Genomic DNA, 16,987 nt, shown 5'->3' on the forward strand with positions numbered 1-16,987 from the left:
GCGAAAGGGGCCTTCAGGTGCGCTTACCTGCGCCCGTAGTGGGGCTGGGTCTGCGGGTTGAACTCGTCGAACCGGACGCCCTTGGCCGGGTTGGTGCGCCGGTCCCGCAGGTCCAGCACGTCCAGGCCCTTCTGGATGTCCGAGGAGTAGATGTAGCCGTTGTAGTAGTACGCCGACCACGATCCACCGGTGATGTTCTGCGTGGCCGACAGCGGGCCCCGCTCCCAGAACGCGATCTCCTGCGGGTTGGCCGAGTCGGTGAAGTCCCACACCGACACGCCGCCCTGGTACCACGCCTGGACCATGATGTCGCGGCCCTGCACCGGGATCAGCGATCCGTTGTGCGCCACGCAGTTCTCGGTGGCGGCGTTCTCCCGCGGGATCTTGAAGTAGCTGCGGAACTCCAGCTTGCGGTCGTCACCGCTGCCGGTGATGTCGTAGATGCCGTCGGCGCCGCGGTTCGGGCCGAACTTGGGCAGGCAGGTCGCCAGGCCGCCACCGCCGAGCTCGTCGGTGAAGATGACCTTGGTGCCCTCGTTGTTGAACGTGGCCGAGTGCCAGAACGCGAAGTTCACGTTGTCCTGCACCCGCTCGATCACCCGCGGCTTGAGCCGGTCGGAGATGTCGATGAGCACGCCGTCGCCCATGCAGGCGCCCGCCATCAGGTTCTTGTCCGGGTACGACGTCAGGTCGTGGCAGCCGGTGGTCGCCGAACGGCGTGTGCCGTCGGGGTTGGTGCCGCCCACGTTGCCGCCGTCCGGGAACAGCACCGGGGTGGCGACCAGCGCGGCCTTGGCCGGGTCGTCGGTCGGGATCTTGACGATCGAGACCTTGTCGTGCGGCGGCTGGCAGTGCGGCAGCTCCGGCGCCGGGGCGTAGGAGGAGATGTAGAGGTAGAGCGACTTGCTCGCCTCGTCGGGCAGCAGCGTGTGGGTGTGCGAGCCGCAGTCGGTGCGCACGGCGGAGACGTACTTCGGGTGGGCCAGGTCGCTGATGTCGAAGACCTTGATGCCCTCCCACGCCGTCGGGTCCTGGCCCGGCTTGGGCTGGCTGGTGCAGGAGTCGTCACTGCGCGGGGTGTCGGTGGACAGGAACAGCAGGTTGCCGCTGACCGACACGTCGTTCTGCGAGCCCGGGCACAGCACCTGGCTGACGATCTCCGGCTTGCGCGGGTTCTTGACGTCGTAGATCACGAAGCCGTCGTAGTTGCCGACGATCGCGTGTCCCTTGGTGAACGCGATGTCGGTGCCGAAGGCGGACTGCGTGTTGAACGGCGCCTGCTTCGGGATGTTGGCGATCTGGCTGATGTTCGGACTGGACACGATCGCGTCGACCGGCGGGATCGCGTTCGACTGGGCCGTCGCGGCCGGGGCGGCCACGGCGGTCACGGTGGCGACTGCGGCCGCGGCCAGCACGGAGAACACGCGGCGAGTCCGGGATGATCTCGTCACTGCACACTTCCCCTCTGCAGAGCTACTCGACCGGCATTATTGCCGCCCGAGCAGCACCAGAGATAGCGACCAACGGCGGAAACCCGAACTTCGGCCGTTGACTTCTCACCACGTGAGCGGGTTCGCTGTCGTCCATGGGTCGTCGTGTGGGGCGTGCCGCGTTCGCGGCGCTGCCGTTGGTGTTCCTGGTCGCGTGTACGGACGAGCCGCCCGCCCCGCCGCCGGACCAGAACGCGGCGGTGATCGTTCCCGGCAAGCCGGGCGAACCGGGCACGGTGGTGCCGTCCCAGGACGCCGCCAAGCACCAGCAGACGCCGCAGCCGAACGACGCCGACGTCAACTACATGACGATGATGATCCCGCACCACCAGCAGGCCATCGTGATGACCGACCTGGTCGCCGACCACGACGCGGGCCCGGTGGTGCGCGCCATCGCCGGCCGGATCGCGGCGGCGCAGGGTGCGGAGATCACCGTCATGACCCAGTGGCTGACCGGCTATGGCAAGGCGCCGGACGCGCACGCCCACCACGGTGACCACGCCATGCCGGGAATGGCCACGCCCCAGCAGCTGGACGCGCTGCGCGCGGCCCGCGGGCCGGAGTTCGACCGCCAGTTCCTGGCGCTGATGATCACCCACCACGAGGGCGCGGTGACCATGGCACGCCAGCAGCTGGCCCAGGGCGTCGAGCCGAGGGCGCAGGAGATGGCGCAGGACGTCATCACCGGGCAGACCGCGGAGATCGAGCGGATGCGCGCGGCGCAGCAGCCCGGGTAGGGCGTGCTGTGTCGCGCGCCGTCATCGTGGACTACGACCCGGCCTGGCCGGTCCGGGCGCAGGGACTCCTGGACGAGGTCCGGTCGAGGTTCGCATCCCTCCCCGGGTCGGACCGCTTCGTCTACGAGCACATCGGCTCCACCGCGGTACCCGGCCTCGCCGCGAAGCCGTTCATCGACCTGCAGGTGCGCATGCCGTCGCTGCCGAGCCTGGCCGAACTCGCCGATGTTCTCGCGCCGACGCCCTTCGTTCCCGAGCACGGCGCGCGACCGGATTCCCCGGGGGTGCACCGGGACACGCCGCGGCCCGGTGATGACGCCGATCCGGCACGCTACGAGAAGCGGCTCTTCTTCTCTGCTGCGGACGCGGCGATCCTGCACGTCCGCCGGGCCGACTCCCCGTTCGCCGGGTTCGTCGCCGAGTTCCGGGACTGGCTGCGGCACCACCCCGCCCAGGCACGTCGCTACGAGCAGATCAAGCGTGCGCTGGCCGAGCGGCACGCGGACGCCGCGGACTACGACGACTACACCCGCGCCAAGTCCGCGTTCCTCGACGAGATCCAGCCGGCGATGCGCGAGTGGGTGCGGCACCGCTGAGGGGGCTCAGCCCTGGCCGCCGCCCGCGTCGAAGCCCGCGTCGAACCCGGCCTCGTAGCCCTCGTCGTAGTCGTCGTCGAGCACGCTGCTCGCCACCCAGCCCGCCACCGCGGCGGCCTGCAGGTAGGGCGCCACCCGTCCCACCGTCCGCCGCCACCGGGCGGGCTCGTGCACCACCGGTTCCGGCGGCAGGTGGCCGGCGGGCCGGTCCTGACGCCACGGCGTCTCCTCGGCCCGGACGCCCTCCAGCCACTCGGCTGTCGGGTCCGGCTCTCGTGTCGTCATGCCCCTACGATGACACCCCGCGAGCCCGGGATCCATCGCCGAGCCTGCCGTAAGACTTCCGTCAGAACAGCAGCGGCAGCAGCGCGTGCCTGCGGCGCACCACCGCGCCGTAGCGGGCGTCCATCCGCAGCCACGAGTCCGTGGCCGTCACCCGCACCACGTCCTCGCTGATCGACGAATCGACAAAACCCATCCCGGACAGCGCGAACAGGCAGCGCATCTGCACCTTGACCTCGAAGTCGCCGCCGCTGACGGTGAGCACCGCCTGGTCCATCAGCGACGCCGGCGGGGTGCCGTGCGGTCCCGCGTTGTCGCGGGCCAGCGCGACGCCGCGGTCGGCCAGGTCGGACACCACGTCCACCGGCAGGTCGTCGACCGCCTGCCAGCGGCCGGGCGCGGGCAGTTCCGAGCGCCACAGCAGGTCCCTCGGCGGGCCGGGGTCCATGACCGGCCCGCCCGCGACCGTCAGCGCCGCCAGCAGTTCGCTGCCCGACACGGTGAGGTCGGCGGGGCTGACCTCACCGTGCACCGCGCGGGTGGCCAGCACGTCGAACGGGGTCGCCACCCACGCCTCGACGACGCCGGGCTCGCGCATCCGCAGCCGGACGGCCGCCTGGCCGTCCAGCCGCACCGCGCGGGCCACGAACGCGCCCAGCGTCTCCCTGTCACCCGCGTCCGGGATCCGTAACTCGGTCATCCACCGCTCCCCAGCCGTTCGGTCAGGAACGACCGCTCCGTCTCACTGAGCCGCCGCGGGGTGCCACTGGCCAGGTCGTACGGCGCCAGCACGGTCCGCGCGGTGACGGCCGGCTTGGCCGTCTCCTCGGGCCCGCCGAACACGCGGTAGTCGATGGTGAACGACGCGTGCCTGCACTCCCGCAGCGACAGCTGCATCAGGACGTCCTGGTCGCCCACCACGATCGGTGCGCGGTAGGACACGGCCAGGTCGACGACCACCACACCCTTGGCCAGCTCACGCCCGGCCTCGCTGCGGAACAGCAGCGCGACCCTGGCCTCCTCGAGCAGCGTGACCATGTTGGCGTGGTTGATGTGGCCGAACACGTCCATGTCCGACCACCGTGGGCGGACAAGACAAGAGTAGCCGCGAAACTCCGTCATCAACGCACCGTGCTGCGCATCTGCCTGGCCGCCACGGACAGGGTCGCCAGATCGAGCCGCCCGGACTTGGTGATCTCGTCCAGCGACACCCGGGCCCGCGCCAGCCGCGAGGCGTTGGCCCGCTCCCACTGCGCGATCTTCTCCTCGGGGCTGTCCTCGGAGTCGCTGTGCCGCAACGCGTCGAGCGTGATGCCCCGCAGCGACGCGTACAGGTCGTCCCGCAGCGCCAGCCTGGCCAGCGCGTGCCAGCGGTTGCCCCGCTCCAGCGCGCTGATCGAGTTGAGCATCTTGTCGACGTTGAGGTGGTCCGACATCGTGTAGTACAACTCGGCGGCTTCCCGCGGGCTGCGCTCGATGTCCAGGCCGACCTCGCGTTCGGCCAGCTCGGCGACCTCGGTGATGTCGAGCAGCCCGTAGGTGTGCAGCAGGACCGCGACCCGGCTCGCCAGCTCGCCCGGCACACCGGAGCCGGTGAGCTTGTCGACGTATGCGGCGACCGCCTCCCGCTCCCGGCCCCGCAGCAGGTCGCCGACCTGCGGGATCAGCTGCGCGACGGTGGAGCCGAACCGGTTGATCTCGGCGCCGACGGCCAGCGGCTGCGGCCGGTTGGTGAGGAACCAGCGGGCGGCCCGGTCGAGCAGGCGCCTGGTCTCCAGCATCATCTCGTCGGCGACGTCGGTGGGCACCACGTTGTCCAGTGCCTCGATGTCGCGCCACAGCGACGGCAGGTCGAACACGGAGGTGACCACGGCGTAGGCACGCACGGCGTCGGTCGCCTCGGCGTTCATCTCCTCGGCCAGCCGGAACGCGAACGAGATGCCCGCGCCGTCGACGACCTCGTTGACCAGCAGGGTGGTGATGATCTGCCGGTGCAGCGGGTGACCGGCGACGGACTCGCCGAACCGCTCGCGCAGCGGCGTCGGGAAGTACTCCGGCAGCCTGCTGGCGAACACCTCGGCGTCAGGCAGCTCGCTGGCCAGCAGCTCGTCCTTCAGGTCCAGCTTGACGTGGGCCAGCAGCGTGGCCAGCTCCGGCGAGGACAGCCCGGTGCCCGCCTTGTCCATGGCCTTGAACTCGGCCCTGCTGGGCAGCGCCTCCAGCTCCCGGTCCAGCTTGCCCGCGGCCTCCAGTGCGTCGACGAGCCGCTGGTGCACCGACAGCATCGGCCCGGCGTGTGCCCTGCTGATGCCGAGCACGGCGTTCTGCCGGTAGTTGTCGGCCAGCACGAGGTCGGCGACCTCGTCGGTCATCTCGCCGAGCAGCTCGTTGCGCCGCTGCCTGTCCAGTTCACCCGCGGCGACCTGCTGGTCGAGCAGGATCTTGATGTTGACCTCGTGGTCGGAGCAGTCCACGCCGGCCGAGTTGTCCAGGGCGTCGGTGTTGACCTTGCCGCCCGCCCTGGCGAACTCGATGCGGCCGAGCTGGGTCAGGCCCAGGTTGCCGCCCTCGCCGATCACCTTGACCCGCAGCTGCGAGCCGTTGACCCGCACGGCGTCGTTGGCCTTGTCACCCGCGTCGGCGTGGCTCTCGCCCGACGCCTTGACGTAGGTGCCGATGCCGCCGTTCCACAGCAGGTCGACCGGGGCCAGCAGGATGGCCTTCATCAGGTCCGCGGGCGCGAGCGTGGTGACCTTCTCGTCCAGCCCCAGCGCCGCACGGACCTGCGGGCTGATCGGGATGGTCTTCGCGCTGCGCGGGAAGATGCCACCGCCCTCGCTGATCAGCGAGCGGTCGTAGTCGTCCCACGACGAGCGCGGCAGCTCGAACAGCCTGCGCCGTTCCGCGTAGGAGGAGGCGGCGTCGGGGTCCGGGTCGAGGAAGATGTGCAGGTGGTTGAACGCGGCCACCAGCCGGATGTGCTCGGACAGCAGCATGCCGTTGCCGAACACGTCACCGGCCATGTCGCCGATGCCGACCACGGTGAACTCCTCGGTCTGGGTGTCCACACCCAGCTCGCGGAAGTGCCGCTTGACGCTCTCCCACGCACCGCGGGCGGTGATGCCCATGGCCTTGTGGTCGTAGCCAACCGAGCCGCCGGAGGCGAACGCGTCGCCGAGCCAGAAGCCGTAGCTGGCCGCGACCTCGTTGGCGATGTCGGAGAACGTGGCGGTGCCCTTGTCGGCGGCGACCACGAGGTAGGAGTCGTCGCCGTCGTGGCGGACCACGCCGGGCGCGGGCACGGTGGCGCCGTCGACCAGGTTGTCGGTGAGGTCGAGCAGCCCGGAGATGAACATCCGGTAGCAGGCGATGCCCTCGGTCAGCTGCGCGTCACGGTCCACCCCCGGGTCGCCGGTGGGGGCCGGCGGACGCTTCACGACGAACCCGCCCTTGGCGCCGACCGGCACGATGACGGCGTTCTTCACCGCCTGTGCCTTGACCAGGCCGAGGATCTCGGTGCGGAAGTCCTCCTGGCGGTCCGACCAGCGCAGGCCGCCGCGGGCGACCGAGCCGAACCGCAGGTGGACGCCCTCGACCCGGGGCGAGTAGACGAAGATCTCGTACTTCGGCCGCGGCTCGGGCAGCTCCGGCACGGCCTGCGGGTCCAGCTTGAACGCGAGGTAGGGGCGTGGCTTGCCGTCCTCGCCGGTGACCGCGTAGTTGGTCCGCAGCGTCGCCTTGATCAACGCCATCAGCCTGCGCAGGATCCGGTCCTCGTCGAGGCTGCGCACGTCGTCGATGAGCGCGCTGATCTCGTCGTACTGCGACCGGCACTGCGCCGCACGCTGCTCGGCCGAGCATTCCGGGTCGAACCGGGTCTCGAACAGCCGGACCAGCGCCGTGGCGATGTCGGTGTGCGCGAGCACCGCGTTCTCGATGTAGCCCTGGGAGTACGGGCTGCCGGCCTGGCGCAGGTAGCGGGCGTAGGCCCGCAGCACTGCCGCCTGCCGCCAGGTCAGCCCGCCCCGCAGCACCAGGCCGTTGAAGCCGTCGACCTCGCACTCGCCGTGCCAGGCCGCGGCGAAGGCCTCCTGGAACCGGACGCGCAGATCGGCGTCCTGGCCGTCCCGGGCGGCCTTGGACAGGTGCTCCAGCACCTGCGGGTCGATCCGCAGGCCGAAGTCGTAGATCCAGGACCGGGTGCCGTCGGCGCGGTAGAGCTCGTAGGGCCGTTCGTCGACCACCTCGACGCCGGTGTTCTGCAGCAGCGGCAGCACCTTGGACAGCGTGGTGCCCTCGCCGAGCAGGTACATCTTGAACCGGCGCTCCCCCGGCGCGGCGCCGGCGGGCACGTAGAACGACATGGCGAGGTCGTTCTCGCCGGTCAGCGCGGACAGCCGGTTCAGGTCGGCGAGCCCTTCCTCGGCGCTGAAGTCCTCCTTGTACGCCTCGGGGAACACGCCGGCCAGCCGCTGGCCCTGCTCGCTGGCGGACTCCTCGGCGGCGATGCCGCCGTCGCGTCCCCTCCGCTCGGCGAGGATGGCCTCCACCATGAGGTCGTCCCAGCTGCGCACGGCGTCGTTGAGCCGCTCCTGGATCCGCAGGATGTCCGGGTCCATGGCGCTGCTCGGGTCGGTGTGCACGGTGAAGTGCACCTGCGCCAGCAGGGTCTCGCCGATGCGGGTGCCGAACTCCAGGTGGGTGCCTTCCAGTTCCTCCAGCAGCACCTCCTGCATCGCCAGGCGGGAGCGGGTGGTGTAGCGGTCACGGGGCAGGAAGACCAGGCAGGAGTAGAAGCGGCCGTAGGTGTCGCGGCGCAGGAACAGCCGCAGCCTGCGGCGGTCGGACAGCGTGATGGCGCCGGTGGCGGTCGAGTAGAGCGAGTCGACGTCGGCGGAGAACAGGTCGGCCCTCGGCCAGTTCTGCAGGACCTCCAGCATGCGCTGGCCCGAGTAGGACTCCATCGGGAAACCGGCGCGGTGGATGACCTCGCGCACGCGCCGCTCGACCATCGGGATGTCGAGGACGTTCTCGTGCAGCGCGGTGGTGGTGAACATGCCGAGGAAACGATGCTCGCCGGTGACGTTGGCGTCGGCGTCGAACGTCTTGACGCCCACGTAGTACGGGTAGACCGGGCGGTGCACCGTCGACGGCGCGCTGGCCTGGGTCAGCACCAGCAGGGTCGGCTCCAGTGCGGCGGCCGCGCTGTCCGGGCCCGCGGTGAGGCTGCGGGCGGCGAGGCTGTCCTGGCGCAGCACGCCGAGACCGGACGCGAGCACCGCCCGCAGCGCGGGGGTGTCGGTCTCCGGCTCTGGGTTGTCGACCAGTTCGTAGCGGCGGTAGCCGAGGAAGGTGAAGTGTCCGTCGGCCAGCCAGCGCAGCAGCTTGGCGCCGTCGGTGACCTCCTGCTGGTCCGGCAGCGGGGGCGGCGCGCTGGACAGCCACTCGGCGAGGTTGCGAGCGGCCTCGGCCATCTTGTCGGCGTCCTCGACGACCTCGCGCACGTCGCCGAGCACGGAGGTGAGGCGGTTGTCCAGCTCGCGGGCGCGGTTGGGGTCGGTGATGAGGTCGACCTCGACGTACATCCACGACTCGGCGGCGGCGCCCTCCGGCGGCTCATCCGCGCTGGCTTCGGGGTGGACGTCACGCAGTTCGCCGGTGAGGTCGCGGCGCACGACGACGATGGGGTGCACGATGCGCTGGACCTGCGCACCGATGCGGGCGAGTTCGGCGGCCACCGAGTCGACCAGGTAGGGCATGTCGTCGGTGACCAGCTGGATGACGGTGGCCTCGCGGGTCCAGCCGTCCTCGGCGGGGGTGGGGTTGAGCAGGCGCACGGCGGGGCGGCCGGGCATGCGGTGCTGGGCCAGTTCCAGGTGGGCGCGGACGGCGCCGACCAGGTCGACCGGGTCGTCGCCGAGGATCTCCTCGGCCGGGATGTGGCGGTAGTAGAGGCGGATCAACTCGGCGATGTCGGGGGCGTGCGCCGCGGCCGCGTCGATCAGGTCGTCTCGGATCTGCTCGGGGCTAGCCGTTCTGCGACGTCCGGTGGCCTGCGGGGTCCCCGCCTCGGCCACGCTCGCTGAAGACCCGGTCGAGCTCATGTCAGGCAACTCTCCACTCCCGTGCGACGTGCGGCCGGCACGACGGTGTGCCAGCCACCGCACACACTAGTGTGTTTGCACCGCTTGGAAATACGAGGCCGCCGACCTCACAGGTCGTGCTGCTGCCTGCCGCTGTAGGAGTTCTCGTTGCGGTGGGAACGCCCGTTGACCGGGCTGGGCGTGCCCACCTCGGGGCTCTGGTCGCCCAGCCGTTTGACGAGCGCGGCGGCACTGGCGGTACCGGCGCGATGCTCGGCCAGCGCGAGCGCCAGGAGGTCGGCCAGCCCGGCGTCGGGCGGCGGATCCTCGGCGGGAACGACGAAGTCCGCGGGCGGCGGCGGGTCGAAGGTGGGCTCCCCGGCCGGCAGCGGCGCGCCTTCCAGTTCCTCGAACGGCGCCAGCGACGGTGGCAACCGCAGCCGCGGCAGCCAGCTGTCCTGGGCCGGTTCGGGTGCGGGTTCGGGGGACGGGGGCGGCGCGGGCTCGGAGCGGTCGACCGGCGAGCGGTCCGACGGCTTCTCGGCCCGCCTGCGGCCGCCGGTGCCCGCACCGGTGCTGATGCCCAGGCGGTCGAGGACGGACTGGGCCGCCACCGAACCGTGCTCGGAGTCGTGCCGGGTACGGCGGGACACCGGGGCCGGCTCGGGTTCGGGTGCCGGTGGCTCGGGCGGGAGGACCGGCGGCGCGGGCGGTGCCGCGGACACCACGGGCAGGGACGGCACGGTCATCTCGGCGGCGCTCGGCGCCGGGGCCCGCGGTGCCTCGACGGGGGATGGCGACGGCAGCGGGTCCAGCCGCGGTTCCGGCAGCGGCGGCGGGGCCGGTGGCCGGGCGACCGGGGTTTCGAACGGCGGCGGAGCCGCGGGCGCCGGGGGCCTCGGCGCGGGCGCCACCGGGACCTCGGGCCGCGGGGGCGCGGCGGGCGCCTGGCGCGCGGCCGCGGGGACGGGTGGCAGCGACAGCGACACGCTCGGCGGCGCGGACGCCACGAGCGGCGGCGCCGAGGGCACGGCCGGGACCGGCGCCGCCTGGGGTTCCGGCGTGGACGGCACAGGGGGCGCGGGGGCCGCGGGGGGCGCAGGCGGCACCGAGACCGGTGCGGGCGCCGAGTGCGGCGGGGGTGCGGGCGGTGCGGCGGCGAGCACCTCGCCCAGTTCGACCGGAGCCTGTGCGCCGCCGCCGAACTCCCCGGTCAGCACTCCGCAGGCCTGCCTGCGGATGCGGGCGTGCGTGTGCTCGGCCGCGCGGGACCGGTGCAGGCAGGAGATGGCTTCCGACGGCCTGCCGAGCTTCTCCTCGACGTGTGCCAGCTCCAGCCACAGCCGCGCCGCCAGCGCGCCGCGACCGTGCCGTTCGACGTCGTGCACGGCCGTCCGCAGCAGTTCGGCCGCCGCCTCCGCCTCGCCGGCGGGCAGGTGGATCCGGGTGGCCACGGCCAGCCGCAGCCAGCCGAGCGGGCCGACGACCGTCGCGCGCGGCGGCACGTCGAGCAACGTCTCGGCGATTTCCAGGGCCAGCTCGATGTCGCCCCGGTCGAGCAGCGTGCACACCAGCTGCAGCACGAGCCGCGACCGGGCCAGCCCGCCGTCGGCCTCGCGATCCTCGAGCTGGTCGAGGAACCCGATGCCGGTGCGGGCGGCGTCGGCGGCGCCGGTCAGGTCGCCGTGCCTGCGCCGGTGCGCGGCCACCGCGATGCGCAGGCTCGCCCGGTGCAGCAGCCGCGCGTCGGCGTCGGACTGCTCGTCGGACAGGCACAGCCGGTCGGCCTCGAGCAGTGTCCTGTCGAGTTCGGTCTTGCGACCGAGCTCGGCCAGGCAGCCCACCAGGTGCGCCATCGCCGTGGCACGCAGTACCGCGGGCAGGCCGTGCTGCCCGAGCACCGGCCGCAGCGCGGCCAGCCCGGTCAGCGGCACGCCGACACTGCGCGCGCACACCGCGAGGTCGGTGCGCAGCCGCGCGGCCAGCTGCGGCCGTCCGGCGTCCTCGGCGGCTCGCAGCGCCGCCACGGCGCGCGCGGTGGTACCGGCCCGGTCACCCAGCCGCACGCGGGCACTCACCACGAGCCCTTCCGCCCGCAGCCACAACTCCCCCGACCCGGCGTGCTCGGCGAGGACGGCACCCCGCTCGCCCAGCACGACGGCCAGCTCCGGGGCGCGCATCAGCAGCTCCGTGGCCTGGTCGAGAAGTCGCTCGACCGGCCTGGTTCTGTCGGTGGCTACCACGGCATACTCCGTGCGCTGCGGGTCAGTCGCGGGTCAGCTTGCGGTGGGTTACCCGGTGCGGGCGGGCAGCCTCTGGGCCCATCCGCTCGATCTTGTTCTTCTCGTAGCCCTCGAAGTTGCCCTCGAACCAGAACCACTTGGCGGGGTCCTCGTCGGTACCTTCCCACGCCAGGATGTGCGTGGCCACCCTGTCCAGGAACCACCGGTCGTGCGAGATCACCACCGCGCAGCCGGGGAACTGCTCCAGCGCGTTCTCCAGCGAGCCCAGCGTCTCCACGTCCAGGTCGTTGGTCGGCTCGTCCAGCAGGATCAGGTTGCCGCCCTGCTTGAGGGTGAGCGCCAGGTTCAGGCGGTTGCGCTCACCACCGGACAGCACGCCGGCCGGCTTCTGCTGGTCGGGCCCCTTGAACCCGAACGCGCTGACGTAGGCACGGGAAGGCATCTCGGTCTGCCCGACGTGGATGTAGTCCAGCTTGTCCGAAACCACCTCCCATACCGTCTTGTCCGGGTCGATCCCGGCCCGACTCTGGTCCACATAGGACAGTTTGACCGTCTCGCCGATCTTCACGTCGCCCTCGTCGGGCTTCTCCAGGCCGACGATCGTCTTGAACAGCGTGGTCTTGCCTACGCCGTTCGGCCCGATCACGCCGACGATGCCGTTGCGGGGCAGGTTGAACGACAGCCCGTCGATGAGCACCCGGTCGTCGAAGCCCTTGCGCAGGTCGTCGACCTCGACCACCACGTTGCCCAGCCGCGGACCGGGCGGGATCTGGATCTCCTCGAAGTCGAGCTTGCGGGTCTTCTCGGCCTCGGCGGCCATCTCCTCGTAGCGGTCGAGCCGGGCGCGGGACTTGGTCTGCCGGGCCTTGGCGTTGGAGCGCACCCACTCCAGCTCGGTCTTCAGGCGCTTGGCGAGCTTGGCGTCCTTCTTGCCCTGCACCTCCAGCCGCTCACGCTTCTTCTCCAGGTAAGTCGAGTAGTTGCCCTCGTACCCGACCACGCGGCCGCGGTCGAGTTCCATGATCCACTCGGCCACGTTGTCCAGGAAGTACCGGTCGTGGGTCACGGCCAGCACGGCGCCCGGGTAGCTCGCCAGGAACTGCTCCAGCCACAGCACGCTCTCGGCGTCCAGGTGGTTGGTGGGCTCGTCGAGAAGCAGCAGGTCGGGCTTGGACAGCAGCAGCTTGCACAGCGCGACCCGGCGGCGCTCGCCACCGGACAGATGCGTGACGGGCTCGTCCGGCGGCGGGCAGCGCAACGCGTCCATGGCCTGCTCCAGCTGGGAGTCCAGCTCCCACGCGTCGGCGTGGTCGAGATCCTCCTGGAGCTTGCCCATCTCCTCCATCAGCGCGTCGCTGTAGTCGGTGGCCATCAGCTCGGCGATCTCGTTGAAGCGGTCGAGCTTCACCTTGATGTCGCCGAGGCCCTCCTCGACGTTGCCGCGAACGGTCTTCTCCTCGTTCAGCGGCGGCTCCTGCAGCAGGATGCCGACGGACGCACCGGGCTGGAGGAACGCCTCCCCGTTGCTCGGCTGGTCGAGCCCGGCCATGATCTTCAGAACGGTCGACTTGCCCGCACCGTTCGGGCCCACGACGCCGATCTTGGCGCCCGGGTAGAAGGCGGTGCTGACGTCGTCGAGGATGACCTTGTCCCCGACGGTCTTGCGCACCTTTTTCATGGTGTAGATGAACTCGGCCATGTACGCGATCGTAGAGATGCGTCACCGCGGCCTCGACGCCGGTCACCTCGTGTCCGCGTGTCGTCACGCCGCCACCGCCCGCTGAGCTGCTGTGTCCGGCTCGCTCACCGTCGCCTGCCCGGCGCTGGCCTGCGGTGGCGACGGCCGTCCGCGCCGCCGGAGAACAGCGGTCGCCCTGCCCAGATCCGGGCCGACGGCCAGAGCCTCAAGCTCAGGTACACCCCGAGAGTTCCCGCACTCACCGGCGGTTCCGAGGTGCAACCTGCCCAGCACGATGACCGGGTCGTCCTGGCGCAGCGACGCGTACACCGCGTCGCCCAGCCTGCGCCAGCAGGTGACCCTGGTGACCAGGAACCGCCCGGGCACCCATCTGCCCGCCTGTTTGTCGAACCTGCGTTCTTCACTGCGCATCCGGAACACGGTGACCTCGTGCTCGCCGATCATCTCCCTCGTCAGCTCGCTCACCACGGTCCCGACGACCGTCACATGTGTCTCCCCCACTGCCATGGGTCCTCTCCCCTCCGGCGCGGCAACTCCTCCTGAACCGAGGATGCGCCGAAGCGGTGCCGCGGCGGGAGAGGCAATTCGCGAACCTGTGGACAACCGGGGGGCTGTGGACAACCCGCGGGCCGTCAGTCGGGGGTGCGCTTGCCTTCCGACAGCTGCTTGAGCATGGCGTTGTAGGCCGCCAGGTCCGCGTCGCCGGTGGCGTCCTCGCGCCGGTCCCTGCGCCGCGCCTCGCGTTCGTCGGCCCTGGCCCACTGCACCAGCAGCGCCAGCAGGACCAGCAGCACCGGCACCTCGCCCGCCGCCCAGGCGATGCCGCCGCCGAGGCGCTGCTCGGTGAGCAGGTCATCGGTCCACGGCAGCCGCAGCGAGAGGTAGAACTGCTCGCCCACCACGGTCTGCATGTTCATCAGGATCACGCCGAAGAACGCGTGGAACGGCATCGAGGCGAACATCATCCCGAGCCGGCCCAGCGGCGGCAGCCTGCGTGGCGCCGGGTCGACGCCGACCAGCGGCCAGTAGAAGACGTAGCCGGCGAGCAGGAAGTGCGCGTTCATCGCCAGGTGCGCCCAGTGGTAGTTGAGCGCGCTGTCGAAAAGGCCGGAGAAGTACAGGACGTAGAACGACCCGACGAACAACGCCAGCGCCACCACCGGGTGCGTCAGCACCTTCGACACCCGCGAGTGCACCAACGCGAGCAGCCACTCCCTCGGTCCGGGCGGCGCCTCCTTGCCCGCGGGCGGCAGGGCCCGCAGCGCCAGCGTCACCGGACCGCCGAGCACCAGCAGCACCGGGATCACCATGGACAGCAACATGTGGCTGCCCATGTGGACGCTGAACATCGCGGGGGCGTAGCGGCCGATCCCCGACGACGTGGCCACGAGCAGCACCGCGCACCCGGACAGCCAGGCCACCGTGCGGCCGACCGGCCACGCGTCACCGCGCGCCCGCAGCCTGCGCACGCCGAGGACGTAGAGAACGGCCAGCACGAGCGCCGCCGTGCCGTAGACCAGGTCGAACCGCCAGTCGAACAGCAGGCGTGCCAGCGTGGGCGGGCCGTCGAGCGTGTACCCGATGAGCAGCTCGGTGTTGGACGGCTGCTGCCCGGACACCTCGCGTGGCGGTGGCGTCCGCGCCAGGGCCGTCGCCAGCCCGATGGTCACGAACATGATCAGGACCTCGACACCGGCCAGCCGTACCAGCTGGCCGCCGCCCCGTCCCTCGGCCAGCGCCCGCACGGCCGTCCTGCGCTGCTGGTAGCCGAACACCCCGAGGACTCCCAGCGCGACGACCTTGGCCAGCACGAGCAGGCCGTAGTCGCTGCCGAACAGTTCGGCGGGGGTGACCCGGACCAGTGCGTTGACCAGGCCGGACAGTGCCATCACGATCCAGCAGGCCAGTGCGATGGCGGAGAACCTGCGGGCGGCCAGCGGGAGGTGCTCGCCACGACGCCAGCCCAGCGCGAGCAGTGCGACCAGGCCGCCCACCCAGAGCGCGGCGGCGACCAGGTGGAACAGCAGGCTGTTGGTGGCGACGTCGTGCGCGCCGCCGCTGGCCGAGTGCCCGGTCACCGCGACCGGGACGAGGCCGCCGATCGCCAGCAGGCACAGCGTGGCCGTCCAGCCCCAGGACAGCGCGAGCCGGCAGCCCAGTGCGAGCAGCAGCGCGATCACGGCGGTGAACACCCAGGCCTTGGGCTGTTCGATCGCCTCGACCAGCGTGAGCAGGGCCTGCGGGCGGAGCAGGTCGGTGACCGGCTGGCCGGCCGCGTCGGCCGCGGTGAAGTACACCGACGCGACCGACGCGACGAACCACGCCCAGGCGGCGACCCCGGCGGTGCGCAGCGCGGCGTAGCCGTCCTTGGACAACACACCGGAACGCTGCGGGGGAACCAGGAACGCGGCCAGCAGCAGCGAGCCGACGCACACCACCGACGCCGCTTCGGCGAGCACGCGGACCACCGTGATGCCGTAGCGGGTGACCACGCCGGGATCGGACAGCCCGGCCACGACCGCTCCCGCGCCGCCGGTGAGGGCCACCAGGCCGGTGGCGACGACGGCGGCCAGCACCACGGAGACCGACAGCAACGGCAGCAGACGGGTGGAGCGTCGGGGGGTCTCGGTCACCCCACGAGGGTAGGCCGCCCGATCGGATTACCCGACGGGAGTCCGCTCCCTGTCCCCGGCACGCATCGCGGCGACGGCCGACGGCGCGATGCACGAGGCGATCAGCGCGACCACCACGAACGACGTCGACATCGAGGTCACCTGCGCGATCCCGCCGATCAGCGGCGGCCCGGCGAGGAAACCGGTGTAGGCGATGGCTGTGACGAAGGCGATCTCGCGCTCCCCGCCACCGCCGTCGGCACGCCTGCCCGCCTCGCCTGCCAGCCCGAGCGCGACCGGGAACGACGCGGCCAGGCCGATTCCGGCGAGACCGAAGCCGATGAACCCGGCCACCGGTGCCGTGACGAGCGCGGCCAGCAGCAGGCCGGCTCCGGCGGTGACCGCGCTCACCACGAGCATCCGGCGGGCGCCGAACCGGCGCTGGATCCAGCTGCCCGCGAGCCGGGTGGCGGCCATGGTCAGGGAGAACACCGAGAACGCCAGCGCCGCGGCGGCATCGGTCAGGCCGTGCTCGGTCACCAGCAACAGTGCCGACCAGTCGGTGCTCGCGCCCTCGGCGATCGCCGAGCACAGCGCGATGCCGGCGAGCAGCCACAGCACCGGGCGGCGCGCGGGTGCGCGGCCGGTGTGCTGTGCGGCCTCGGTCCTCGGCGCGGCGCCGGGCAGTCCGCGGACCACCACCAGCAGCACGACGACGGCCACGACCGCGGCGACGGTCAGGTGCCTGGCCGGTGACCAGCCGTGGGACGCGGCGAAGCCGGCCGCCGCGGAGCCGACCAGCCCGCCGACGCTGAACCCGGCGTGGAACAGCGGCATGATCGCCTTGCCGACCCCGCGTTCGACGACCACGGCGCCGATGTTCATCGCGACGTCGACCACGCCCACGGTGAAACCGAGCAGGAACAGCGCGATACCCAGCCAGAGCAGCGACGGCGCGGCACCGATGGCGGGCAGGATCGCGCACGCGGCCAGCACGGAGACGAGCAGAACGGTGCGCGGGCCGTAGCGCTCGACCAGCCGGCCCGAGAGCAGCGCCGCTACCAGCAGGCCGACGCTGGCACCGAGGATGGCCAGGCTCAGCGGGCCCGGCTCGGCCTCGACCTGGACGGCCAGTGCAGGCACCCGGGGTGCCCATGAACCCAGCGCCGCTCCGTTGAGCGCGAACACGGTGAACACCGCGACACGTGCGGAGACCACTCCACCACCCCTTTCGATCTCGTTGCC

Annotated in this window: 12 protein-coding genes; 2 read left to right on the top strand and 10 right to left on the bottom strand. The window is 71.7% G+C overall.

Going from position 1 to position 16,987, the window contains the following annotated elements; translation table 11 throughout:
• Window positions 1–23: 23 nt before the first annotated feature.
• Complete coding sequence (locus tag EWH70_RS32825) at window positions 24–1,451, bottom strand: LVIVD repeat-containing protein (protein WP_130479476.1); 1,428 nt, start codon at window positions 1,449–1,451, stop codon at window positions 24–26.
• A 134-nt stretch (window positions 1,452–1,585) separates the two neighbouring features.
• Here EWH70_RS32825 and EWH70_RS32830 point away from each other — a divergent pair, with 134 nt between their 5' ends.
• Both EWH70_RS32830 and EWH70_RS32835 read left to right on the top strand, forming a co-directional pair.
• Window positions 1,586–2,227, top strand: a complete 642-nt coding sequence (locus EWH70_RS32830) for a DUF305 domain-containing protein (protein ID WP_130479477.1) — start codon at window positions 1,586–1,588, stop codon at window positions 2,225–2,227.
• A gap of 8 nt (window positions 2,228–2,235) precedes the next feature.
• Complete coding sequence (locus tag EWH70_RS32835; RefSeq protein WP_240687354.1) at window positions 2,236–2,823, top strand: GrpB family protein; 588 nt, start codon at window positions 2,236–2,238, stop codon at window positions 2,821–2,823.
• 6 nt (window positions 2,824–2,829) lie between these two features.
• On the opposite strand, the gene EWH70_RS32840 is transcribed toward EWH70_RS32835, so the two are convergent.
• From EWH70_RS32840 to EWH70_RS32880, 9 genes are all read right to left on the bottom strand, one after another.
• A complete protein-coding gene (locus EWH70_RS32840; RefSeq protein ID WP_130479478.1) occupies window positions 2,830–3,108 on the bottom strand; it encodes a FliH/SctL family protein in 279 nt (92 codons plus the stop codon).
• Between the two features lie 61 nt (window positions 3,109–3,169).
• Entirely contained in the window at window positions 3,170–3,805 is a 636-nt protein-coding gene (locus EWH70_RS32845) for a DUF8010 domain-containing protein (RefSeq protein WP_130479479.1), read from the bottom strand.
• Window positions 3,802–4,176, bottom strand: a complete 375-nt coding sequence (locus tag EWH70_RS32850; RefSeq protein WP_240687355.1) for an acyl-CoA thioesterase — start codon at window positions 4,174–4,176, stop codon at window positions 3,802–3,804. The genes EWH70_RS32845 and EWH70_RS32850 overlap by 4 nt, the downstream gene beginning before the upstream one ends.
• 50 nt (window positions 4,177–4,226) lie before the next feature.
• Window positions 4,227–9,209: an NAD-glutamate dehydrogenase gene (locus tag EWH70_RS32855; RefSeq protein ID WP_130479481.1), complete on the bottom strand. Its 4,983-nt coding sequence runs from the start codon at window positions 9,207–9,209 to the stop codon at window positions 4,227–4,229.
• 107 nt (window positions 9,210–9,316) lie between these two features.
• Window positions 9,317–11,431 carry a hypothetical protein gene (locus EWH70_RS36555; RefSeq protein WP_205669353.1) on the bottom strand — a complete coding sequence of 705 codons (2,115 nt, stop codon included), beginning with the start codon at window positions 11,429–11,431 and terminating at the stop codon, window positions 9,317–9,319.
• 22 nt (window positions 11,432–11,453) lie between these two features.
• Complete coding sequence (ettA, locus tag EWH70_RS32865) at window positions 11,454–13,130, bottom strand: energy-dependent translational throttle protein EttA (RefSeq protein ID WP_130479482.1); 1,677 nt, start codon at window positions 13,128–13,130, stop codon at window positions 11,454–11,456.
• Between the two features lie 63 nt (window positions 13,131–13,193).
• A complete protein-coding gene (locus EWH70_RS32870; RefSeq protein ID WP_130479483.1) occupies window positions 13,194–13,616 on the bottom strand; it encodes a single stranded DNA-binding domain-containing protein in 423 nt (140 codons plus the stop codon).
• 146 nt (window positions 13,617–13,762) lie between these two features.
• Complete coding sequence (locus EWH70_RS32875; RefSeq protein WP_130479484.1) at window positions 13,763–15,763, bottom strand: bifunctional copper resistance protein CopD/cytochrome c oxidase assembly protein; 2,001 nt, start codon at window positions 15,761–15,763, stop codon at window positions 13,763–13,765.
• Window positions 15,764–15,790: 27 nt separating this feature from the next.
• On the bottom strand, window positions 15,791–16,960 hold the full coding sequence (locus EWH70_RS32880) for an MFS transporter (RefSeq protein WP_240687356.1): 1,170 nt from the start codon (window positions 16,958–16,960) through the stop codon (window positions 15,791–15,793).
• Window positions 16,961–16,987 lie beyond the last annotated feature (27 nt).

The sequence above is a fragment of the Amycolatopsis suaedae genome (assembly GCF_004214935.1).
In the GTDB taxonomy this organism is placed as follows: domain Bacteria; phylum Actinomycetota; class Actinomycetes; order Mycobacteriales; family Pseudonocardiaceae; genus Amycolatopsis; species Amycolatopsis suaedae.

What these genes read in the sequence shown, in the direction of transcription:
- ettA (WP_130479482.1), bottom strand. Translation starts at nt 13,130, where the DNA reads ATGGCCGAGTTCATCTACACCATGAAAAAGGTGCGCAAGACCGTCGGG.
- EWH70_RS32830 (WP_130479477.1), top strand. Translation starts at nt 1,586, where the DNA reads ATGGGTCGTCGTGTGGGGCGTGCCGCGTTCGCGGCGCTGCCGTTGGTG.
- EWH70_RS32850 (WP_240687355.1), bottom strand. Translation starts at nt 4,176, where the DNA reads ATGGACGTGTTCGGCCACATCAACCACGCCAACATGGTCACGCTGCTC.
- EWH70_RS32845 (WP_130479479.1), bottom strand. Translation starts at nt 3,805, where the DNA reads ATGACCGAGTTACGGATCCCGGACGCGGGTGACAGGGAGACGCTGGGC.
- EWH70_RS32855 (WP_130479481.1), bottom strand. Translation starts at nt 9,209, where the DNA reads ATGAGCTCGACCGGGTCTTCAGCGAGCGTGGCCGAGGCGGGGACCCCG.
- EWH70_RS32840 (WP_130479478.1), bottom strand. Translation starts at nt 3,108, where the DNA reads ATGACGACACGAGAGCCGGACCCGACAGCCGAGTGGCTGGAGGGCGTC.